Raw genomic sequence first — 21251 nt, forward strand, 5'->3', positions numbered from 1 at the left:
GAGGCTGCTCTCATCTTAGGAGGTCAACTTGAAGAACATAGCACCGGGTGCTACTTCCAGGCAGGGAGGAACGGCTTTTAAAACCGGGTGGTTCACCAAGGCGGCTCGCAAAGCGCGGATATCGGATTCCGAATTATCGAAAGCTATCAGGCAGGTCGCGGAAGGCAAGGCCGATGATCCGGGCGGCGTCTGGAGATCGAACATGGCAAAAAGCGCTAAGTACAAGAGCGATGCGTTCGAGGCGATTCACACGTCCGTGGAGGCTATGCATGAAATAGGAGCGGTCGACAAGGAAACGATGCGCTCCTTCGATGAAAGCTGCCTGGTTTCGCCGCACGCATTTGGTCCCGAGGCCGTCAAGGCACTGCGGGAAAGCTATCACGTCAGCCAGCCGATTTTCGCACGATATCTCAATACCAGCCTATCCACGGTGCAGAAGTGGGAAAGCGGCGCCAAGCGGCCGAGCGGAATAGCGCTGAAGCTGCTCTCGATCGTTCAGAAGCACGGGCTTCAGGTTCTGAATTAGGCCGTTCCAAGTCTCTTGATATTTTTTATCAGCTCCCCGGCGAGCCGCAGGCTGGCGGCGGTGGCCATCGTCATTTGCGGCAGCAGCAGCCATTCGAGCGTCCAGGCAGCGCCGGAGCGTTCCTGTTCGTGCACAAGGGAGTGGTGGATGCCCGACAGAAGAGTGGCGTTGAAGCGCGCGAGCGAGATGAGGACTTCGGCGGAAACGGGGTTTTGCTTGTGCGCCATCGCCGACGAGGTGCCGCCGCCTGAGATTCCGATCTCGCCGCCGGCCTGGGCAAGCAGCGCGATATCCTGGCCCATCTTGCCGAGACTGCCCGATATCGATGCGAACAGGCCGGCGATGTCGGCGATCGGCAGACGCCCGCTTTGCCATTGCGGTGCATCGGTGAGGCCGAGTTCCTGGGCGAGCGAGGCCCGGATGGCCGCGGCCTGCGACCCGAGCTTGTCCAGCGTGCCGGCCGCACCACCGAACTGAACGGGAAAACTCTGCTCGGTCAGGCGGTCGCGATAGGTCGTCAACGGTGCGCGCCACGCATTGAGCCGATCGGCGACGGTGATCGGGATCGCCGCCTGCATGCGGGTGTGGCCCATCAACTGGTTTCGGCCGAACTGGCCGTCCAGCGCATCGAGCCCTGCGGAAATGGTCGAAAGCCGGCCGGCAAACAGGAAGACGACGGCCTTCAGGCGGATCATCAGGCTGGTATCGATGACATCCTGGCTGGTGGCGCCGAGATGCAGGCTTTTTGCCGCCTCCTCGCCGACGTCGGCGCGCAGCTGCTTGATGAGATCTGGAATGACGACACCGTCCCTTGCCGTTGCCGATCGAAGACTGGAGACATCGGGCGAGAAGGCGGCGCAGCTGTCGGTGATGCGCCTTGCGGCTTCGGCAGGAATGAGGCCATGAGCGGCTTCGGCCTTGGCGAGCGCGGCCTCGAAGGAGAGCATGGCCCGGATGTCCGCCTCGGCGGAGAAGTAGGGCGCGATTTCGTCGTCGCCGAGCAGGCCGGAAAGGAAGGGGTGGTCGAAGGGCGATGCGGTCATGGCTGTCTCGGTTTGTCGGTGGGCACTTGATCTCGCTGCCGGCACCTCTCCCCACCGGGGAGAAGAGGCTCGAGGCGGCGTCCGCGCTTTCATGGGCAGATGATCTCGTGGCACGTCCCCTCCCGCCGCGGGGAGCGGGTAGGGTGAGCGGGAGGCTACTTGCCCGGAGCCCTGCGAACAAGCGACTTGCGCGGCCCGCCCTCAGATATCGAGAAACACCGTCTCCTTCGGACCCTGCAGATGGATGTCGAAATGACAGGTTGCGCCATCGCGGGTGGCGATCATCGTTGCGACGCGCTCGCGATGTTCGATGCGGGAAAGCAGCGGGTCGGCGGCGTTGGCTTCCGTCTCTTCCGGAAAATACATGCGCGTGTGCAGGCCGATATTGATGCCGCGGGCGACAATCCAGAAGGTGATGTGCGGAGCTTGTCTGCGGCCGTCCTTGAAGGGGACGCGGCCGGGCTTGACCGTCTCGAAGCTGTAGACGCCGTCCTCAGCGCGGGTCGGGCAGCGGCCCCAGCCGGTGAAATTGGGATCGGCAGCACCGCGCATTTCCGACGGGCTGTTGTAGAGGCCGGCACCGTCGGCCTGCCAGATCTCGATGACCGCATCGCGCACCAATGCACCGGCGCCATCGAAGATCCGGCCGGTGACGGTGATGCGTTCGCCGAGCGTCTTGTCGTTGACCATCGCGACGCCGAGATCGGTGTCGTAGACGCCCGTTATGTCGCAGAAATTCGGCGTCAGGCCGATATGCACATAGGGACCGGCCGTCTGTGACGGGGTTTCCTTGAGGTAGTCGAGCTGCTGCATGGTCAGTTGCCCTCCGGTCTGTTTTCGAACATCGTCGAGCGGCGGCCGCGCAGCACGATATCGAATTTATAGGCGCGTGAATCCATCGGAATGGTGTTGCCCCAGTCGAGCGGCGCGATCAGCTGCTCGATAGCCGCCTTGTTGGGGATGGTGCCGACGATCGGACATTTCCAGATCATCGGATCGCCTTCGAAATACATCTGGGTGATCAGGCGCTGGGCAAAGCCATGGCCGAAGATCGAGAAATGGATATGGGCGGGACGCCAATCGTTGATGCCGTTCGGCCAGGGATAGGCGCCGGGGCGGACGGTGCGAAAGTGATAACGGCCGTCCTCGTCGGTGATGGCGCGGCCGCAGCCGCCGAAATTCGGGTCGATCGCGGCCAGATAGGTTTCCTTCTTGTGGCGATAGCGGCCGCCGGCATTGGCCTGCCAGAACTCGACCAAGGCGCCGGCAACAGGCTTGGCGCGCTCATCGAGCACGCGGCCATGGACGATGATGCGCTCGCCGATCGCACTTTCGCCGGGCTGCGCGTAGTTCAGGATCAGGTCGTTGTCGAGTTCGCCGATCATCGAATGGCCGAAGACCGGGCCGGTGGTTTCGGAAATCGTGCCGTCGAGCGACAGCAGCGCGCGCTGCGGCGCACGCAGCACGGAGGTCTTGTAGCCAGGCGTCAGCGCCGGCGAATGCCAGGCGCGGTCGCGGGCGAAGAAGCCGCCGGTCTCGGGCTTGCGGTTCGGTCGTTCGGACATGTTCCTCCCTCAGGCCGCCTTTTCGGCGTCCATCTGTTCAAAAGCCTGCTTTGCGATCTTGATCGCGTGATTGGCGGCGGGAACGCCGGCATAGATCGCCACATGCAGCAGCGCCTCGCAGATATCCTCGCGGGTCGCCCCCGTATTGGCAGTGGCGCGCACATGCATGGCGACCTCGTCGTCCTGGCCAAGCGCGGCAAGCAGAGCGATGGTGACGATCGAGCGCTCGCGCTTCGTCAGCGCCGGGCGCGACCAGACATGGCCCCAGGCGGCTTCGGTGATCAGTTCCTGGAAGGGGCGGTCGAACTCGGTCGATGTGGCGGCGGCGCGATCGACATGGGCGTCGCCGAGCACGGCGCGGCGGGTCGCCATGCCCTGGCGATAGCGCTCGGAAGGGGACGCGGTTTCATTCATGGGCTGACTTCTCCAGGCGGAATGGATGTGAGGAAGGCGCGGATGATCGCCGTCAGCGCCTCGGGCTGCTCGACGCAGGGAATGTGCGCGCAATCGCGGATCACTTCGTAGCGAGCGCCGGATATCAGCTTGGTGGTCGAAAGCACGAGATCGGGCGGCGTCGAGCCATCCTGGTCGCCGACGATGCAGATCGTTGGCACAGTGATCGTCTTTGCGACCTCGGTGAAGTCGGCATCACGGATCGCGGCGCAGGCGGCGACATAACCTTCGACCGGCTGGCGCGTCAGCATGTTGCAATAGCCGGCATAGGCGGTGCTCTCGGGCCGGCGGAAGGCGGGCGTGAACCAACGCTCCATGACCGCGTCGACAATGCTGCCGATGCCGTTTTGCTCGACGGCGGCGATGCGGGCGTTCCAGCTCTCCGCCGTGCCGATCTTGTGGGCGGTGTCGCAGAGGATGAGCGCGCGGATGAGATCCGGCCGGCGGTGATAGAGCGACTGGGCGATGAGGCCGCCGACCGACAGGCCGCAGATGACGGCATCCTTGACCGATAGGAGATCGAGAAGGCCGGCGAGATCCGTCGCATGGTCCTCGATCGATGAGGGGAGCTGGCCAACATCGGAAAGGCCGTGGCCGCGCTTGTCGTAAAGCACGATGGCGAATTCACCGGCAAGCCGCACCACGACGTCGCGCCAGATGCGGAAATCCGTGCCCAGTGAGTTGATAAAGACGATCACCGGCCTGTCGGCAGGCGCGCCAATGATCTGATAATGGATCGTCACGTCGTTTATGCGGGCGAATTGCACGTCACTCTCCTCCTGTCTGGTGAAATTGACTGGTTGATCCGGTTAAGTAAAATGATATTTATCGGCGTTTCGATAACCCTGGAGTTATGCGAGCGATGATCGACAGCCGGGTCAAGTTCCGCCATCTGCAAACCTTTGTCGAGGTGGCGCGGCAAAAGAGCGTCATGAAGGCCGCCGAATTGCTGCATGTCAGCCAGCCGGCGGTCACGAAGACGATCCGCGAACTGGAACAGGTGCTGGGTGTCGATGTCTTCGAGCGCGACGGCCGCGGCATCAAGATCACCCGCTACGGCGAGGTCTTCCTGCGCCACGCTGGTGCGGCGCTGACGGCGCTGCGCCAGGGTCTCGATTCCGTCTCGCAGGAGCAGTTCGCCGATGCGCCGCCGATCCGGATCGGCGCGCTGCCGACGGTGTCATCGCGCATCATGCCGCGGGCGATGGAACTCTTCCTCAAGGAAAAGACCTGGAGCCGGGTGAAGATCGTCACCGGCGAGAATGCCGTGCTGCTGGAGCAGCTTCACGTCGGTGATCTCGACCTCGTCGTCGGACGTCTGGCCGGCGCCGAGAAGATGGCGGGCTTTTCCTTCGAACATCTTTATTCCGAACAGGTGGTGTTTGCCGTGCGCGCCGGCCATCCGCTGCTCGACGGCCGGCAATCACTGTTTGCCGGCTTTAGCAACTATACGGTGCTGATGCCGACGCGGGGTTCGATCATCCGGCCGGTGGTGGAAAATTTCCTCATCGCCAACGGCGTTTCCAGCCTGCCGAACCAGATCGAGACGGTGTCGGATTCCTTCGGCCGCGCATTTCTCAGGGCAAGTGATGCGATCTGGATCATTTCCAACGGCGTGGTGGCGGGCGATGTCGCCGATGGGCGGCTGGCGCTTCTGCCGGTCGATACCGCCGAGACCAAGGGGCCGGTCGGCTTGACGATGCGTGCCGATGCCGTGCCGTCGCTGCCGCAATCGATCCTGATGCAGACAATCCGGGAGGCGGCAGGCGAGGCGGCCCTTTAAATTTGCTTGATGAATGCCCAGATTTGGACTAAGTCTAATTCAAGACAGGAGGCTTTCATGCAGCATGCGCGACGGGAGCAACGGGAAGACCAGGGGCCACGGCGGCTGGAAATGGAGCGGTTTGCTCCGGCCAACCGCAAGAGGCTGAGCGCCCCGGCCCTGCGAACCTTTCTGGCGATCGCCGATCTCTGGGGGCTGAGCGAGGAGCAGCGTCTGCTCATGCTCGGCTATCCATCCCGATCGACCTACCACAATTGGGCCAAACAGGCGCGCGAGCACGGCGTTTTCACGCTCGATGTCGATACGCTGACCCGCATCTCGGCCGTGCTCGGCATCCACCAAGCGCTCGGCGTGCTGTTTTCCGATGAACGCGCTGGCGTCGCCTGGTTGCGCACACCGCATCAGGCGCCGGTTTTCGGCGGGCATCCGCCGCTTGATATCGTGACCAACGGGACCCAGGACGGGTTGATGACCGTCCGCCGGTTTCTCGACGGCGCCCGCGGCGGTCTCTACATGCAGCCGAATATGCTCGACGAAGCCTTCACGCCCTACGAAGATGCGGACATCGTCTTCCGGTGAGGGATCGTTTTGCCGAGGCGCCGCGTCCGTCATACCGGCTGATCCCGTCGCAATTTCCGCCAATCGGACTTTTCGAGACGGTGACGCGGGCGGCCGATCTCGAAGCCGTGATGGAGCTCGTCGGCTGGACCAACGACCGGCTCGTCGCCGACCGCATCCAACGGCTTCCCGAGGACCAATGGGTTTATGGCGTTGCCAATGCCAGCATTGTGATGGCGGCATTCCTGCATGTTGCGCCGGGAGGAATGCGCTTCAACGGCCCCGATCTCGGCGCCTGGTATGCCGCCGACGATCTCCGCACAGCCGCCGCCGAGGTTGGCCATCATCTCAGGCGCGAGGCCGTCGCGCGTGGGGTCGCGACGATGGCGCGCACCTATCGAAGCTACGTAGCCACTCTGTTGGGCGAATATCTCGACATTCGCGGAGAGCAGACGTGGCGTGCGGCTGTCTATGACGGCACGAGCTATGCGGCGTCGCAGGTGCTGGGGGAAGAGGTGCGCTCGAGCGGCGGCGCCGGTATCCTCTATGACAGTGTCCGGTTGAGAGGTGGAGTGGCGATCGTCGCCCACCGGCCGCGCAATATTCAGGGCGTGGTGCAGGCCGACCACTTCGAAATCACGGTTTCCTCCACCGACCGGCGCATCGATGTCAGGAAGCTCGCTGCCTAACGACGGCGCCTGCCGGCGCCGGGGATATGGGTGATGCTCAAACCGGCAGTCGTTCGGCCCATGCCTTCACCGCTTTCGCCATCGTGGCGAGGTGATCGGCACTGGAGAAACCGGAGATCGTCTTGCGCGGCTTGAGGTCGTGGTCGCCATCCTCGAGCCAGAGGATCTCGATCCTGTCGGACAGATCATAGCCCGGCACCTCGTCCCGCGTCCCGAATTCGTCGCGCGTTCCCTGGCAGATCAGCGCCGGCGTGGTCAGCCCCCTGAGATGGCCGGTGCGCAGCTTCTCTGGCTGGCCGGGCGGATGGAAGGGATAGCCGAGGCAGAGCAGACCGGCGATCTTTCCCCGACGATGGAGATCATCGGCGACCATGCTGGCGACCCGGCCGCCCATCGACTTGCCGCCGATGATCAGCGGGCCGCTGGCGCCGAGTTCGGCAATCGCCGCCTCGTATTCGGGATTGAGCGTTTCGGCCCGCGGTGGCGGCTTGCGGACTTCCGAGGTACGGCGGGCGGCCATATAGGCGAATTCGAAGCGGGCGACACGGAAGCCAACGCCGGCGAGTGCATTTGCCGCGGCTGTCATCGATGGCGAATCCATCGGCGCCCCGGCGCCATGCGCAAGAACGATCGTGAAGCGCGCATCCTGGGCCCCCTGCAGCAGAAACCTGTCAAGCATCGGTAATCCTCCATCTCATCGTCGGAACCATGTCGACAGCCGTGACTTCTTCCTGGAAAGGAGACAGACAATGTCGACGAATGATCAAAACGTAAAGCCCGAGCAGCGGCGACCCAAGGATGTCGGCGCTGTTCCCGAGAAGCCGGAGCCCGCCGACGCGGAATCGATGGCGCCGCCGGTGGTGCAGCCGGCCGGGGTCAGGGACAAAAGCGAACGGCCCGTGGTCAATCCGATCACCGGGGTCGCCTCCTGATCGACCACGGTCGACTATCGTGTGGAACCGCGGAACCGCCTCTTGAAACCCCGGCGGGAAGGGTCCATATACCGGTCCTGCCTGAAAAATGGATGCGCGCGGTATCGACGTCGTCGAGCTGCTCGTGTCCGACAGGATAAGGGCGCTCCCCGCAAGGGTCGAGCGCCCTTTTTGCTCTACAGCCGTCGTGCTCGTGGCCTCAACCTGCATTCGCTTTGTGGGCGGCCGCAAATTCGTCCCAGCGGGATTCGTCAACGAGAATGAGGAGCTTCCAGGAGCAAAGACGCGATCCATGATTTTTTCGCGCGATAACGTGACGATGATCTGGGAGATTGATGCAGGTAGATTTCTGTCGCCGCAGGCCTGGCCACTTGAGCCCCGCAACTACCGAAAATAAGAATTGGCTGGGGAACCTGGATTCCAAGCCTTATCGAGGGACGCGATGCAGGTTCTCCCGCGCAGGAGTATACGGCTGCTTCAGCGTTGATTTAGGCATCCTGATTATGGCTGGGGGTGCTCAATTCCTGCTTTTGAAGCAGGTCTTGCACGTAGGCCAGCCTCAATCGAATAGCCTCAATCTCCTCTACCAGACCTCCCTGGAAAGTTGAACTTCGGCCGAACGACTGTTCAAGGCGATAAACAACCTCGGATGTGATGGTCCGTGAGTTAGCGCGTGCGGCGGTCTCGATTTCCCGTTTCAAATCTTCCGGGATTCGCAAACGAAAATGTGGGTCACCTCGAGTCATCGCGCCCCTCAGCACTTTTTCCTTGCGAAGATGACGCATGGTGTGTTATCCAATCGATGACGCACGGTGCGTCATCGGCTTTGCTTGCGGTAGTCATAAAGAATTTGCTGTCCTGCTCCAATAAGAGAAGGTTGCAAGACGGCGGATCTTTGAGTGAGGAGTGGACGTGCAATCTGAGATACCTGACAGCGTTCATTTAGGCGGTTCCGATCGGGAGCCGCGTAAATAACGCAGTCTGCCCCACGAATCTAATGAGTCCATAACTCCAGCAGGATCATAACTTGTTGAAGAGGCCGCACGCAAATTAAAGCGAGCGGCACCGCACATTTTTTCGAATTGATCAGAAAGTAGCTCCCGTGGAACTACGCCAGCTCTCCTACTTCGTCGCGGTGGCCGAAGAACTGCATTTCGGCCGGGCAGCCGCCAAGGTGCGCATCGCCCAGCCGGCACTTTCCAATCATGTGCAGGCTCTTGAACGGGAGCTCGGCTGTGCGCTGTTCATCCGCTCGACCAGACGGGTGGAACTGACAAGGGCAGGGGAGATCTTTCACGAGCGCTGCGTCGGGATCCTGAGCGAGGTCGATCTGAGTGCCGAGATCACCAGGGCGGTGGCGGGCAAGACGATTCGGCAGATCAGGATCGGCACCGTCTATCCGGCGACCACCGGCGTGCTGCCGGCGTTCCTGGGAAAGATCGCCCGCAAGTACCCGGATATCCGCATCCATATCTCAAGCGGCAATACCGGCGACATCATCCGCGGCCTGGAGAACGGTCAGATCAATCTCGGCTTCATCAGACCGGTGGAAAACATCGGCTCGTTGCGCTTCTCCTCGATCGCTCATGAGCGCTATCTGCTGGCGGTGGCGAGGACCAACCGGCTGGCGGAGCAAGGAGAGATCGCCATCGACGATCTGCGCTCGGAAAGGATCATCGCCTTCAATCGCAAGAACCTCTCCTACACAGAGCGGTACTTCAACGAGAAGTTCGAGGAATACGATCTAACCGGCAATATCGCCTATAGCTGCGACGACACCTATTCGCTGGTGTCGCTGGTCTCGGCAGGCCTTGGGATCGGCTTTGCGCCGGAATGGACCGAGGGTCTGCCGAACCGGGCCTTCGAGCTGAAGGCGGTCAGGGGCATCGACTTCAGGATCGGGCTTGGCGTCGCCTGGAATAAAGAGGATCCAACCGCCTCGCGCGACGACATCGTCGATATCGCACGGTCACTGGCACGGCCGGGCAGGTGAGGCGAGGGGTATCGCGGTGCCGGCCTAAGCGGAACGGCTTGCCGGGGGCAGGGGGATCAGGGCGAATAAAGGGACGTCAGGCGGTTCTGGCGCAACTGCCTCGCTGATCATGCCCCTGCGTCATCTGCTGCGAGATAGATCGACTCCTCGATCTTAGTACCCTTCGATCGCAGTGAAACCCTTCAATCGCCGCGCAACAGCACGGCTGCCGAAACCAATCGTCTTATCATAGCGCGCCCGGTCGCTTCGGGGGAGTAGGTACGAAGATGCAAGACGCCACGCCGCCGATGGGAACTGGGTCTGCGATTGTGACGGGGAAGGTGAGGTGCTCGAGCGTGTGGGTGCTGTGACATCAGCACCCTGTTCGGGACGCGGGCGTAACGCTGATCGGCACGTTCTTTAGTGCGATTGAGGGAGTGGGACCAGAACTCGCCGGGAACTCGACTCTCTGAGAGCTGTGTACGACCGCGACCCTGATCCCACTGACGATCCCGGCGACGAGGTCGACGAACCTTCGAACGACTGGCCCCCTGCCCAAGACTGACCCCGCCGCGGGGTCAGGTTGGTTCCTTGTTCAGGATCCATGAGCAGCCTTGGCTCGCAAGGCCTCATCGCTGAAATGCTTTTGTCCACGGATGTACTGGCACTGGTAAGAAGGCGATGATGAGCAAGGTCGGTGCGGTTTCGCCACGGCCTTTTTTTGCCTGAGAGGCTGGAGTTTCCTCAGGGCGGATCAGTGCCGCGTATCCAGCAGCGGCTCGTCGTCGTCAAAATTTCCATTGCTGGCGGCATCGTACGGGTTGATGCTCCGGCCGCCGCCACGCGTGCCATATGCCGTCAACTGCACCATGACCTCTTTCGCACGCTCGATCGCCTCGTCTTCGCTTGCAGCGTGACCGTCCGCGACCTTGATCGACACCGCTTCCCCGTCGTCGCCGACAAAGTCTACCCGCCATCCGGTTGTCTCGTGAACAATCTTGGTTTCCAGCAAGTGCATCTGACTACCCTGACTTCCTACCTTTGAGATCTGCCTCGACGCTCTTCCGGAGCGCGTCCATGATGCTGACCACATTGGACTTCGGAGCGACCTCGGCCGCCTTCCCCTTCGCCGCCTTTTTCGGCTTCAGCGCCTTCTTCTTCTCTGCGATGATCTTGAGCAGGCTCTCCTGGATTGGATCACTCACCATGTCCGGAGACCAACGCGCGGTCTTCTGCTTGATGAGCTGCTGCACAAGGGGAATGAGATCCGGATCGGCCTGCTCGTCGATGTTTTCGAAGTAATTCTCCTCCGGTCGAACCTCGTCGCCGAAACGCAGCGTCCAGAGCACGATGCCTTCGCCGCGCGGTTCCAGGACGACCGCCCGCTCTCGTCGGCCCATCACGAGCTTCGAAACGCCGAAAACCTTGTCGGCCTTCATGGCATCCCTGATCACCGCAAATGCCTCGTTGCCGACGGCGTCGTCCGGCATCAGGTAGTGCGGCTTCTCGAGGTAGATCCACTCGATGCTGTCGGCCGGGACGAACTTGTCGATGTCGATCGTCTTCACCGTGTCGAGCGCAACGGCATCCAGATCGTCCTCGGTGAGGATTACGTAGTCGTTCTCTCCGCGAGCGTAGCCCTTGGCTTCGTTGTCGTCCCTGACGCGCTTGCCCGTGACGGAATCGATGTAGCGGGAGACGACGCGGTTGCCCGTCTCCTTGTTGAGCGTATGGAAGCGAACCTTCTCGCTTTCGCTCGTGGCCGGGGTCATAGCCACGGGGCAGGTGACCAGCGAGAGTTTGAGATAGCCTTTCCAGTAATATTTCGGAGCCATCGTCTATCTCCCTAGCTTGCTTTGCGCCGCGGAGCGGCACCGGAAGAGGCGGCTTTCGAAGCCACTCCGCGCGCAGCGCGCTGCCTGCCAGTGCCTTGATTGGCGTTGGCCGCAGTGCGTTTCGGTTTATCGTCAGCGGCCTTCATCATCCCAGCACTCTCGCGGAGCGCGGCCAGCAGATCGTTGGGCTTGGAGACCTGCACCTTCTTCGGCTTCGGAAGCGACTTGCCTTCCAGCTTCGCCTTCACCAGATCCGCGAGGGCGGCTTCGTAGCGGTCGTCGAAGGTCGCCGGATCGAACTCGCCCTTCTTGGTGCTGATGATGTGTTTGGCCAGATCGAGCATCTCGCCCTCGATCTTGAGCTTGGGCATCTCCTCGAATGCCTTCTCGGAGGAACGAACCTCGTAGTCGTAGTTGAGCGTGCTGGCGATCAGGCCCTTGCCGTGCGGCCGTATCAGCACCGTACGCATTCGACGGAATAGGACGGTGCGTGCGATGGCCGCGACCATCGACTTCTTCATCGCATCGCGGAGAGCCGCGAACGCGTCTCCGCCCATCTTGTCGGGCGTGAGGTAGTACGGCTTGTCGAAGTAGACGTCATCGACGTCGGAGCACGGGATAAACGCCTCAATTTCGAGCGTTTTGTTGCTCTCAGGGATCGCGGCGGAAACTTCCTCAGGATCGATGATGATATACTGGCCGTTCTCGATCTCGAAGCCCTTGGTCTGGGCTTCCTTCGGCACCGGATCCTCGGTCTCGCTGTCTATGAAGATACGGTTGACGCGGTTGCCCGTGGCCTTGTTGATGGTGTTGAAGGTGATGCGGTCGCTAGTCGAGGCTGCCGTATAGAGAGCGACGCCGCAGCTTACCTCACCGAACTTTAGAAAGCCTTTCCACTGCGCACGCTGTCCTGACGGCATGACAAATACTCCGAATCATTAATACGCGACTCAAAGACGTGTCAGGGTGATTCGTTCCGACTCAAAACGAATCATTTTTCAATACTTTACGGAATTTCTCTCCCAAATTGATTCCGCCGTCTCCGCTGGTCGAATTGCGCCCGGCAGTAGTGGAAAGCGGTGGAGATTGTTTAGTTCGAGAGCCACAGCAACCTGCTTCTTCCAGCACCATGCCGAGCAGCTTGCTCAGGGAATTCCGCAGCCGCTTCAAGCGCGGCATCATCCCCTATCTGCCGGGAACCACCGGAATCGTTATGAGTTTCTACTGCGGACGTTCATTCGAAGGAGAAGCCCGATGGCACAGACACCGACATCCCGAGGCCGCGCGCAGGATCGAGCCCGCGTGGCCGGCGGCCAGGATCACGAGGTCAAGTACGAAGCAACGAAGGAAGGGGTCTCGAAAGACGCCGTCAAGAAGGCCGTGAAGAACGCTGGAAACTCAAGGAAGAAGGTCGAGGCCGAGATTGACCGCCGTTAGGCAGCCGAACGAAGTTGCTCCGTCCACGGACGAGGCAGGTCCCGTGGGTGTTCCTGGCTTTGCTAATCCGGGATAATGGCGACGCCGCTGTCTCTTAACGAAGCAGTCATAGCCACGCAAGCCTGCCGCCTCCATGTCTGAGGTGACGCATGTCCAAGTGCATTGAGAACGACCACCTGCTGATGTCGAAGGCGGTCCGCGAATGGTATCGGTACTACGAGGTGGAGTGGGACGATCAAGCGTCCTCGTTTTTGTGTGATGCCGCCATCGAACTCTACAACGAGGGCTGTCGCTCGCTAGAGGAGATGGCGACCGTTCTGATCGGCACTTACGTCGGGCTGGCCGCCACGCGCGTAAACGCGCCAACTTCGAGCTCAGTCCATTGACAGGCCAAATCAGATCCGACTGAACTCGATGAATTCAGTCATCCGTGGAGGTGCATTGAAGCTGTTGCAAGCGGCGCGGCAGGTATGAGACACGGTCGGCCAGGTCGTATCCACATTCGAGCCGCAGGAGTGAACCAACTACTTCGATCCTGCGAAAATCACAGAGAGGCCTTTGAGTGGAGCCGCTGGACAAGAGTCAGCCTGCTGACCCCAGCGAAACTGACGCAAGATCAGATCGCAATTTCCGCTACCAGTTTGCCGCAAATCCGCTATTCAAACGTCAGGTCGAAGCTTGGGGAAATGACGTGAAAAAGCCGAAGGGTGGTTGCCGCTGCGGTCAGCTGCGCTACGAAGTGGAAGCGGACAAACTTCCAAAGACTTATGCCTGCCACTGTCTCGACTGCCAGACGTGGAGCGGGAGCGCATTCAGCCAGAATGCGCTCGTGAAAACGAACGCATTTGCCGCCACTGGAGAGACCGCGCGGTTTGAGCTAGCGGGCGGCAGCGGTTTTGTCTCCTACCAGTCGGCCTGTCCGAAATGCTTCACCCGAGTGTTCAATACGAACTCCGCTCGTCCTGGCTTGGTGGGTATCCGGGCTGGGACGTTTGATGAAAGCAACAAACTGGAGCTGGTCGCCCACATCTGGACCAACCGTAGTCAGCGCGGCCTGCGATTGGATCCTGAAACGTCCTGCTGGCAGGAGGGCGCTCCTGCAGAAGTGCTTTTCTCGCTCCTCGATCTGCCTATGCCTTCATGAGCAGGGGATTCAGAGACTTTTGATGAAGCTAGCGCGTTCACTGCAGCTTGCCTGGAAGATGATTCCTGCGGCCTCGGAGGTGAGCGTTAGAAGCCGAAAGATTGCTTTCACGCATATCGCCTCCTTTTTCAAAAGCACGTATCGAAACCGCGCTCATCGATGTTCGCTCCGCCAGGTCCCGTTGGTTCCAGTCCAAAAGCGCTCTTGCAGCGCGACACAGTGGATCGCAGGGGCGAATGAGTGGCCCCAGTGGGCTGATCCACGGCGGCGTCGGCAGCGTTTTCGAGCGGGTCGCTAGAATCACCGACTTGGACATATCGGGATTGACTAACTCGACGCCGAGCAAGCGTTGTGACATCGTGGTCTCTGCGGCAGGGCCAGAAGCCTCTCGTCGAGCCATCGACGTGTCATGACAGACCCACCTACGCCCCAATTCTGAGGGGGCGGTGTTGGTCTCTCCGCTGCGGAGGTGCGCCAGCAACCGTCGTTCGGAAGCATTCCTCCTTCCAGATTGGCCCCTTGCAAGTTCCAATTAGCGAGCCATTGACTTCCAATCAGCCGAGAACCCGGATTGCCGGGCACTCCGGTTGTCAGGGTCTGCGCTGAATGCTACCGCAAGTGTGCAAGCGTTTGTGACGGGATGTATTCATGAACCGAATGATCATTTTCTTGGTTATTGCCCTTGCGACCGGCACCGCGCATGCGAGCGGACTTCCTTTTTTCCCCAACACGAACGTCCCCGACTACACCGCGAAGCTGGTTGTGCGCGACACGTTAGATGGGAAGGACAACTGGCGGGTCGTGCAGCATCACAACGGCTGGACGCACGTTGAGGAGACACAAGGTGACGAGACCCATATCTGGTAGGGGCACTTCTTTGAGAACATTGTTTTGTCAACTGGCAAGAAAGATGGAGAGGAGATCAAGCGCTTCAGTATCAGGCAAGTCGAGCCATCGTATGACTACCTCGGCATCAAGCAGGTCAAGAAAACGAACGATGTGGAGACAGTGGGCGGCGAGGAGTGCCGCTGGCGGCAAATAGTTAGAGCCCCTCCGCCAAGGCCTATTTGGATGACCTGCTTGACCAGCGACGGAATAGAGGTCGCAATGACTTGCCCCGTTGAAATAATCCATTTTGAAGTAAGCTCTGGCCCATTGAGAGGACCAGAGGATGAAGCGCAATCGTTTCACAGACGAACAGATCATCGGCATATTGAAGGAGCACGAGGCAGGCACGCCGGTCTCGGAGCTTTGGACGGCCGGACAACGATCTCGGCGCCTTTTTCAACCGTTCGTTACGATTACCGGGACGAACTAGTCTCCGTTGCTCGCCCAGGCGACACCCAGTAATCTCGCCGTCTCATCGATATATCGGCAGTGGCACCCAGTGATTCCATGACAATTCTCTTCAAAACAACAGTCAGCGAAAACACGGCATTCGAGATGATCGAACGGTCACTGTCAGGCGCTTACCAATATGACGGTTATCTCAATGTCGTTAGCGATGCCTGCGAGACGGCAGTGTCTTGGGGTCCGGCAATGCATGCCGAAGAGTTCAAGGCAGAGGTCAGCCAAATCCTGCGGCAGACTTGGGATGCTGCGCGCTTCTGGGTCATCTATGAGCGTCGCGAAGACCGGAAGGATCCGGAAGGGACTGAGATCCGTAACGCGGCTTTCCGCCTGACGCGCGGATACAGCGGCGTTATCGTTGTCACGCTCAGCCTCCTTGGGAAGCGCGACAGCGCCAATGATCTGGAGCTCGTCTTCGTCTGCTTCGAGCAGGATTTCCACAGGAGGAATTTTCGCGTGCGCTACGAGGGTAAGCCGATACGAAACTAGGATTGATGTCGCTCGACGACGTGTTGCTCCCACGTGCGACCCGTTCTACGTTCGATTTGAAGGCGAGGGCAGGGGCAGGCATCGAAGGCATCTTCGATACCAACGGAACTCCGACTACGACGACGAAATCGCGTTTTCGATACAACTTCCCCAACCAATGCCGGGCTATCGCGGAGACATTTGTCGGCGACCGGATAATCTCGGAAGCAACAGCGGAACGGTGGACGCCGGGCTTGCTTAAAACCCGCGTTGCCTGTCGTATTCGTGGCAAGTGACGAGGCAAGCTTTGTGACGGGCCCTTCGACGAGCTGAGGAGGTAGGTTCTGCCTCACCACAGGAATATCAAACTGAGCGGCGCCCACGTCGTAAATTCTCAGGTTCTTGCTCACCCATCGCCGGTTTGACGAAAAGGTCAGGAATCTCGCAGCCGAGGACGCTCGCGATCTTTCCGAGAGAATCGACCCCGAGATTTACCCGCTTCCGCTCAATTTGAGAAATTGAGACGCGCTCTAATCCGGCTTCGAGCGCTAGGCGCTCTTGAGACAACCCGCGATTAACTCGAAGTTTCTTTACATTCCAAGCTAGCAGATCACGGGGCGTCATCTGCCCACCTGATCATTACGATGAAAATTAAATAACTGGCTATTCTATACGAAAAACGATATTCTCGCCTGGATACGGCGCGAAGATCGGAAGAAAATCTGCATGGAACTACGCCAGCTCTCCTACTTCGTCGCAGTGGCCGAGGAACTGCATTTCGGCCGGGCGGCGGCCAAGGTGCGCATCGCCCAGCCGGCGCTCTCCAACCATGTGCAGGCGCTTGAACGGGAGCTCGGCTGTGCGCTGTTCATCCGCTCGACCCGGCGGGTGGAACTGACCAGGGCAGGGGAGATCTTCCACGAGCGCTGCGTCGGGATCCTGAGCGAGGTCGATCTGAGTGCCGAGATTACCAGGGCGGTGGCCGGCAAGACGATAAGGCAGATCAGGATCGGCACCGTCTATCCGGCGACCACCGGCGTGCTGCCGGCGTTCCTGGCGAAAATCGCCCGCAAGTACCCGGATATCCGCATTCATATATCAAGCGGCAATACCGGCGACATCATCCGCGGCCTGGAAAACGGCCAGATCAATCTCGGCTTCATCAGACCGGTGGAAAACATCGGCTCGTTGCGCTTCTCCTCGATCGCCCATGAGCGTTATCTGCTGGCGGTGGCCCGCAGCAACCGGCTGGCGGAACAGGCGGAGATTGCCATCGACGATCTGCGCTCGGAGAAGATCATCGCCTTCAATCGCAAGAACCTCTCCTACACAGAGCGGTACTTCAACGAGAAGTTCGAGGAATACGATCTAACCGGCAATATCGCCTATAGCTGCGACGACACCTATTCGCTGGTGTCGCTGGTCTCGGCAGGCCTTGGGATCGGCTTTGCGCCGGAATGGACCGAGGGTCTGCCGAACCGGGCCTTCGAGCTGAAGGCGGTCAGGGGCATCGACTTCAGGATCGGGCTTGGCGTCGCCTGGAATAAAGAGGACCCAACCGCCTCGCGCGACGACATCGTCGATATCGCGAGGTCGTTGGCGCGGCCGGGCAGGTGAGGCGAGGGGCCACACGTGTCGCCCCAAGCGGAACGGCTTGCCGGGGGCTGGGGGATCAGGCGAGTAAACGAAATTCCAGCAACTGCCAACTACGCTGCCCGTGCAATCCGCGGCAACATCGATTATACTTTCGTCCACTGAATATCTCGGCTTGTTCGTTGGTCGTTCCATCAGGAGAAAGGCGCTTCGAAAGGTGAGTTTGCAGCAATTTGCCTGATCTCATCGGCTCACCCGCGACGTGCCGTGGATCCGCAAGGGGTATTCGGATGAACCCGAAACGACGTCCCTACATCGAACTTGCAGTCGCGCTGGCGATGAGCTTTCCTGCCATCGCCGCCGCGCAGCAGACGTCGGCCAAGACGCCGCGAATCGGCCTTCTCGCCTGGTTGCCTTGCGGTATGCCGTATGCGAGCGAAACGAGTGAGTTCGGAATCTTCATGCGAGGGCTTCACGATCTGGGCTACACGATGAACGAACTCAGCTTCGAGTGCCGGAGCGCGAGTAAGCAGGACAATCACCTTGCGGCTGCGGCGAGGGACCTGGTGCAGCTCCGCGTGGATGTGATCGTGACGTCGTCTCAGCCGGCGGCGCATGCCGTCCAAAGGGCGACTGAAGCAATTCCCATCGTGACCATCATCAGCGGCGACCCAGTTGCGGCGGGCTTGGCGATCAGCCTCGCGAAACCTGGGGGCAACCTCACCGGCGTCACCTATTACGCCACCGAACTCGCCGCCAAACGGCTGCAACTTTTGATGGAGGCAATGCCGGGGCTTGCCACGGTCGGCGTGCTGGCGAACCCGGTGGTGTCATATCTCCCCTTCGAAACGGACACCAAGCAGGCTGCCCGCCACCTCGGAGTGGCTTTGAGCCTCCAGCAAGTCAGCGAGCCGGGCGAACTCGATGCCGCGTTCTCGCGCATGAAGGCCGATGGCGCTCAAGCTGCCTTGGTGCTTCCCGACCTCATGCTGGCCGACCAGTCGTCGCGGATCGCCGCCTTGGGGATCAAGCATCGCCTGCCGATCATGGCTTGGGGCTCGTGGTACGTCACGGACGGCTGCCTGATGGCATATTCGGCGGACTATGCGGTAATGCAACATCGGCTCGCCTATTATGTCGATCGCATTTTGAAAGGCACCAAGCCAGGGGAGTTGCCGATCGAGCAGCCGACGAAGTTCGACTTGTCGGTCAATCTGAAGACGGCCAATGCGCTCGGCATCGAGCTACCGCAGACCGTTTTGCTGATGGCCGATGAAGTCATCGAGTGAGGATGTCGTGCGACATTCGGTCCAGCCTCAAGCCGCCCCGATGCGCCGATCGCTGTTCCGGAAGTACTTCCTCGCCTTCTTCGCCGCGGTCATTGTTCCGCTGGCCGTTAGCGGCATCGGCGATGCGTGGTTCGGCTATCGCGAGCAGCGTTCAATGCTCAGCGCTCTATTGCGGGTGGAGGCCACATCGGCCGCATATAAAATTCAGAGCTTTCTCGACGGCGTCAAGGATCAACTGGGTTGGACGGTGCAGCAAGACTGGACCGCTGATGCCGAGGGACAGCATCGGCTCGATGCACTGCGGGTGATGCGCCAAGCGCCGGCGATCGTCAGCATCACCCTTATTGACGATGTCGGCCTCGAACGGCTGCATGTCTCCCGTATCGACTTGAACAGGATGGGAGGCGGATGGGATCGCTCTGGCGATCCTGCTGTCGTGGGAGTTCGTTCGAATGGCTCATGGTTCGGTCCAGTCACTTTTCGAGGCGGCTCCGAACCGTTCATGACCATTGCCATGGCCGGAAAGCGTAAGGCAGGCGGCATCGTCGTCGCCGAGATCAACCTGAAGCTTGTCTGGACGGTGGTTTCGGAAATTCGCGTCGGCAGTCGTGGCCGAGCGTTTGTTCTCGACCGGGCCGGCCGGCTCATTGCCCACCCCGACATCAGCAAGGTGTTGCAGGGAACGGACGAGAAGACGGCGGCGGCTCATACCAGATTGCGCGACGAGCTCGCCGCCGCGGGAGGCGAGGCGACCACGGCCAGCAACGCCGAGAACGAACCAGTCGTGACCGCCATGACACCGATCCCCAATCCCGGTTGGACCGTGTTCGTGGAGCAGGCGCAGGCCGAGGCTTTCGCACCGCTGTATGCGTCATTGTGGCGGACTGGCGGCCTGCTGCTCGCCGCTGCCATCTTCGCATCGGCGCTTGCCTACTGGCTTGCCAGGCGGATGACCGGACCAATCCGCCTGCTGGAGGAGGGCACCGAAAAAATCGGTGCTGGACAGTTCGAGCACCGGATCGAAATCGCCACCGGAGACGAATTCGAACGGCTGGCGGAGCGGTTCAATGAAATGGCGCAAGAACTCGCCGTGTCGCGGGATCGTTCGGAGCGGATCGCGCGGCTGAAGCGTTTTCTAGCGCCGCAGGTCGCGGAACTCGTCGAAACTTCCGGGGACGAGAGCGTGCTCGCCGGGCAGCGTGCAGAAGTGGTCGCTGTGTTCTGCGATTTACGTGGCTTCACCGCTTTTTCGGCGCACGCCGAACCTGAGGAGATCATGCATGTCTTGCGCGAGTACTATGAGGCGCTCGGCGCGATCATCACGCGCTACGGGGCCACGCTGACCAACTTCGCGGCAGACGGTTTGATGGTGCTCGTCAACGCCCCGGTACCGTGCGCAAACCCGGCACTTCGTGCTGTTGAGATGGCCATCGACATGCAGGACGCCACCCAGCGCCTGATCGCCGAATGGCGTCTGCGCGGCCACGCGGTCGGCTTCGGCATAGGACTGGCGATGGGATGGGCCACAGTCGGCCGAATTGGTTACGAAGCCCGTGTTGACTACACCGCGATCGGACACGTCGTGAACCTGGCATCGCGACTCTGTTCGTCCGCCGATGATCGGCAAATCATCGTCGATCACGTCGTGGCGCAATCCGTGGGTGGAGAAATCGTATTGGTCGCTCTCGGCCCGCGGCAGCTCAAAGGTTTCGACGAGCAAATACCTGCTTGGAAGGTCGGAGCATGAATCGGAAGATCAAACGGCGCATGCTTGCCGCCAACGTCGACCTCGACATTGGGCTGACGGTCCTGAAGAAAAGCACCCTTGACTCCTTCACCAAAAAGAACAAAATGGGAACATTCCTGCGGCAACCTGATATTCCTATTCCAGCGTGGAGGATTTGGCATGCCCACCATTTTGTACAGAAACGATCAGAAACTCTCGCCAGGCGATGTCATGAAATTCGCGGTCTACGCGGAGCACGTCAGCAGACAGTGCTATGACGTTTTCGAGGAAGACGGTTCGAGGTCTCGATCAGAAGCTCTGTCCCGTCGAGCGCAGGCCGTGTCTGATTCACTCGATTTTGGAGATGAACCACACTTCTTGGCGGAGACGACGAAGAAGGTTCTCGCCCTTCGAGATCTGGTCTCTGGCATGTGTTTCGATACGTTCGGAGAGCGCGGCCATATGGGCAAGTCCATGGACCTTCTCGGCATGGCCCGGGACGTGGACGAAGTGCTCGAAAAGCTCGTAATCTACCATCTTTCCCCGGAGGAGTTGGAAGCGGCAGAGACGGAATGGGCACATGAATCCCGGTTCTATGCGAAGATCGAAGGGGATAACTTGACGCGCGATGGGCCGGGCACCGGGGCGAGCGCTTGAAATCCTGCCTCGTCATGATCTCCAGACTTTCGGCATGAGCGCGGCGGCCAGCAGTATGGACTGCAGGGTTCGCCTGACACGAAGGGGAGACCTCTGTGATCAAAAAAGCCCCGCCGAAGCGGGGCAGTTGACGGGCCTTAGAGGAACACACCATTGCGTTCCAACCCGTCTAACAACGAAAGGGCGGGCCGGTTCCCGGTACGCTCTAGTACCAATTTACGGAGCTTAAAC

28 protein-coding genes and 1 pseudogene are annotated in these 21251 nt (G+C 60.4%); 17 read left to right on the top strand and 12 right to left on the bottom strand.

All coding sequences use genetic code 11. The features are described 5' to 3' along the window. The first annotated feature begins 28 nt into the window (after positions 1-28). Entirely contained in the window at positions 29-526 is a 498-nt protein-coding gene (locus tag OLZ32_RS05650; protein WP_264420043.1) for a type II toxin-antitoxin system RelE/ParE family toxin, read from the top strand. On the opposite strand, the gene OLZ32_RS05655 is transcribed toward OLZ32_RS05650, so the two are convergent. The 5 genes from OLZ32_RS05655 to pcaD form a co-directional block, all read right to left on the bottom strand. After that, positions 523-1569 (bottom strand): 3-carboxy-cis,cis-muconate cycloisomerase, encoded by a 1047-nt coding sequence (locus tag OLZ32_RS05655; RefSeq protein ID WP_264420045.1) that lies wholly within the window; start codon positions 1567-1569, stop codon positions 523-525. The genes OLZ32_RS05650 and OLZ32_RS05655 overlap by 4 nt on opposite strands. A 201-nt stretch (positions 1570-1770) precedes the next feature. After that, positions 1771-2382 carry a protocatechuate 3,4-dioxygenase subunit alpha gene (gene pcaG, locus OLZ32_RS05660; protein WP_264420047.1) on the bottom strand — a complete coding sequence of 204 codons (612 nt, stop codon included), beginning with the start codon at positions 2380-2382 and terminating at the stop codon, positions 1771-1773. Between the two features lie 2 nt (positions 2383-2384). After that, positions 2385-3134, bottom strand: coding sequence for a protocatechuate 3,4-dioxygenase subunit beta (gene pcaH, locus OLZ32_RS05665; protein ID WP_264420049.1), 750 nt, complete (start codon positions 3132-3134; stop codon positions 2385-2387). A gap of 9 nt (positions 3135-3143) precedes the next feature. Further along, positions 3144-3548: a 4-carboxymuconolactone decarboxylase gene (gene pcaC, locus OLZ32_RS05670; protein WP_168337070.1), complete on the bottom strand. Its 405-nt coding sequence runs from the start codon at positions 3546-3548 to the stop codon at positions 3144-3146. Next, positions 3545-4354 carry a 3-oxoadipate enol-lactonase gene (gene pcaD, locus OLZ32_RS05675; protein ID WP_264420055.1) on the bottom strand — a complete coding sequence of 270 codons (810 nt, stop codon included), beginning with the start codon at positions 4352-4354 and terminating at the stop codon, positions 3545-3547. Before pcaD ends, pcaC begins: the two co-directional genes overlap by 4 nt. 95 nt (positions 4355-4449) lie before the next feature. Between pcaD and pcaQ the strand changes: the two genes are divergently transcribed. Genes pcaQ through OLZ32_RS05690 form a run of 3 tightly spaced genes read left to right on the top strand, consistent with a single transcriptional unit; the run spans position 4450 to position 6617 of the window. Then, entirely contained in the window at positions 4450-5370 is a 921-nt protein-coding gene (gene pcaQ, locus OLZ32_RS05680) for a pca operon transcription factor PcaQ (protein WP_264420057.1), read from the top strand. A 57-nt stretch (positions 5371-5427) separates the two neighbouring features. After that, positions 5428-5949, top strand: a complete 522-nt coding sequence (locus tag OLZ32_RS05685; protein ID WP_264420059.1) for an MbcA/ParS/Xre antitoxin family protein — start codon at positions 5428-5430, stop codon at positions 5947-5949. Then, positions 5946-6617: an RES family NAD+ phosphorylase gene (locus OLZ32_RS05690; protein ID WP_264420062.1), complete on the top strand. Its 672-nt coding sequence runs from the start codon at positions 5946-5948 to the stop codon at positions 6615-6617. The genes OLZ32_RS05685 and OLZ32_RS05690 overlap by 4 nt, the downstream gene beginning before the upstream one ends. A 37-nt stretch (positions 6618-6654) precedes the next feature. Here the strand turns inward: OLZ32_RS05690 and OLZ32_RS05695 are convergent, their stop codons facing one another. After that, positions 6655-7296 carry an alpha/beta hydrolase family protein gene (locus OLZ32_RS05695; RefSeq protein WP_264420064.1) on the bottom strand — a complete coding sequence of 214 codons (642 nt, stop codon included), beginning with the start codon at positions 7294-7296 and terminating at the stop codon, positions 6655-6657. 70 nt (positions 7297-7366) lie between these two features. On the opposite strand from OLZ32_RS05695, the gene OLZ32_RS05700 reads away from it, so the two are divergent. Continuing rightward, positions 7367-7549 (top strand): hypothetical protein, encoded by a 183-nt coding sequence (locus OLZ32_RS05700; protein WP_003548476.1) that lies wholly within the window; start codon positions 7367-7369, stop codon positions 7547-7549. 488 nt (positions 7550-8037) lie between these two features. Here the strand turns inward: OLZ32_RS05700 and OLZ32_RS05705 are convergent, their stop codons facing one another. Beyond that, complete coding sequence (locus OLZ32_RS05705) at positions 8038-8334, bottom strand: Arc family DNA-binding protein (RefSeq protein WP_264420066.1); 297 nt, start codon at positions 8332-8334, stop codon at positions 8038-8040. 317 nt (positions 8335-8651) lie between these two features. Between OLZ32_RS05705 and OLZ32_RS05710 the strand changes: the two genes are divergently transcribed. After that, the gene (locus OLZ32_RS05710; RefSeq protein ID WP_264420068.1) at positions 8652-9542 is read left to right on the top strand and encodes a LysR family transcriptional regulator; all 891 of its coding nucleotides are present in this window, start codon (positions 8652-8654) and stop codon (positions 9540-9542) included. Between the two features lie 733 nt (positions 9543-10275). On the opposite strand, the gene OLZ32_RS05715 is transcribed toward OLZ32_RS05710, so the two are convergent. The 4 genes from OLZ32_RS05715 to OLZ32_RS05730 form a co-directional block, all read right to left on the bottom strand. Then, complete coding sequence (locus OLZ32_RS05715; RefSeq protein ID WP_130705389.1) at positions 10276-10539, bottom strand: hypothetical protein; 264 nt, start codon at positions 10537-10539, stop codon at positions 10276-10278. A gap of 4 nt (positions 10540-10543) precedes the next feature. Further along, entirely contained in the window at positions 10544-11356 is an 813-nt protein-coding gene (gene ku, locus OLZ32_RS05720) for a non-homologous end joining protein Ku (protein ID WP_264420071.1), read from the bottom strand. Positions 11357-11367: 11 nt separating this feature from the next. Continuing rightward, positions 11368-12276 carry a non-homologous end joining protein Ku gene (gene ku / locus OLZ32_RS05725; RefSeq protein ID WP_264420073.1) on the bottom strand — a complete coding sequence of 303 codons (909 nt, stop codon included), beginning with the start codon at positions 12274-12276 and terminating at the stop codon, positions 11368-11370. Positions 12277-12337: 61 nt separating this feature from the next. Then, the gene (locus OLZ32_RS05730) at positions 12338-12538 is read right to left on the bottom strand and encodes a hypothetical protein (RefSeq protein ID WP_264420075.1); all 201 of its coding nucleotides are present in this window, start codon (positions 12536-12538) and stop codon (positions 12338-12340) included. 72 nt (positions 12539-12610) lie between these two features. Here OLZ32_RS05730 and OLZ32_RS05735 point away from each other — a divergent pair, with 72 nt between their 5' ends. The 7 genes and pseudogenes from OLZ32_RS05735 to OLZ32_RS05770 all read left to right on the top strand — a co-directional run bounded on the left by OLZ32_RS05735 (position 12611) and on the right by OLZ32_RS05770 (position 16051). Further along, a complete protein-coding gene (locus OLZ32_RS05735) occupies positions 12611-12793 on the top strand; it encodes a DUF3606 domain-containing protein (protein WP_017991847.1) in 183 nt (60 codons plus the stop codon). Positions 12794-12942: 149 nt separating this feature from the next. Then, positions 12943-13179 carry a hypothetical protein gene (locus OLZ32_RS05740; protein ID WP_164569820.1) on the top strand — a complete coding sequence of 79 codons (237 nt, stop codon included), beginning with the start codon at positions 12943-12945 and terminating at the stop codon, positions 13177-13179. A gap of 176 nt (positions 13180-13355) precedes the next feature. Further along, the gene (locus OLZ32_RS05745; protein ID WP_264420079.1) at positions 13356-13937 is read left to right on the top strand and encodes a GFA family protein; all 582 of its coding nucleotides are present in this window, start codon (positions 13356-13358) and stop codon (positions 13935-13937) included. Positions 13938-14585: 648 nt separating this feature from the next. Then, a complete protein-coding gene (locus tag OLZ32_RS05755) occupies positions 14586-14804 on the top strand; it encodes a hypothetical protein (RefSeq protein WP_264420081.1) in 219 nt (72 codons plus the stop codon). A gap of 304 nt (positions 14805-15108) precedes the next feature. Beyond that, a pseudogene (locus OLZ32_RS39340) lies at positions 15109-15189 on the top strand (transposase); the annotation flags it as partial. Positions 15190-15332: 143 nt separating this feature from the next. Beyond that, positions 15333-15776 carry a hypothetical protein gene (locus OLZ32_RS05765; protein ID WP_264420082.1) on the top strand — a complete coding sequence of 148 codons (444 nt, stop codon included), beginning with the start codon at positions 15333-15335 and terminating at the stop codon, positions 15774-15776. A 5-nt stretch (positions 15777-15781) separates the two neighbouring features. After that, positions 15782-16051 carry a hypothetical protein gene (locus OLZ32_RS05770; RefSeq protein WP_017991840.1) on the top strand — a complete coding sequence of 90 codons (270 nt, stop codon included), beginning with the start codon at positions 15782-15784 and terminating at the stop codon, positions 16049-16051. Between the two features lie 67 nt (positions 16052-16118). Here the strand turns inward: OLZ32_RS05770 and OLZ32_RS05775 are convergent, their stop codons facing one another. After that, positions 16119-16379 (bottom strand): helix-turn-helix transcriptional regulator, encoded by a 261-nt coding sequence (locus OLZ32_RS05775; RefSeq protein ID WP_003548531.1) that lies wholly within the window; start codon positions 16377-16379, stop codon positions 16119-16121. A 102-nt stretch (positions 16380-16481) separates the two neighbouring features. Here OLZ32_RS05775 and OLZ32_RS05780 point away from each other — a divergent pair, with 102 nt between their 5' ends. The 4 genes from OLZ32_RS05780 (at position 16482) to OLZ32_RS05795 (ending at position 21020) form a co-directional block, all read left to right on the top strand. Continuing rightward, positions 16482-17372 (top strand): LysR family transcriptional regulator, encoded by an 891-nt coding sequence (locus OLZ32_RS05780; protein ID WP_264420086.1) that lies wholly within the window; start codon positions 16482-16484, stop codon positions 17370-17372. Between the two features lie 266 nt (positions 17373-17638). After that, positions 17639-18637 (top strand): ABC transporter substrate-binding protein, encoded by a 999-nt coding sequence (locus OLZ32_RS05785; RefSeq protein WP_164569814.1) that lies wholly within the window; start codon positions 17639-17641, stop codon positions 18635-18637. Then, positions 18621-20384, top strand: a complete 1764-nt coding sequence (locus OLZ32_RS05790; RefSeq protein ID WP_264420088.1) for an adenylate/guanylate cyclase domain-containing protein — start codon at positions 18621-18623, stop codon at positions 20382-20384. Before OLZ32_RS05785 ends, OLZ32_RS05790 begins: the two co-directional genes overlap by 17 nt. A 159-nt stretch (positions 20385-20543) precedes the next feature. Beyond that, the gene (locus tag OLZ32_RS05795; RefSeq protein ID WP_264420090.1) at positions 20544-21020 is read left to right on the top strand and encodes a hypothetical protein; all 477 of its coding nucleotides are present in this window, start codon (positions 20544-20546) and stop codon (positions 21018-21020) included. The last annotated feature ends 231 nt before the right edge of the window (positions 21021-21251 follow it).

It is taken from the genome of Rhizobium acaciae, assembly GCF_025941625.1.
Taxonomy (GTDB): domain Bacteria; phylum Pseudomonadota; class Alphaproteobacteria; order Rhizobiales; family Rhizobiaceae; genus Rhizobium; species Rhizobium acaciae.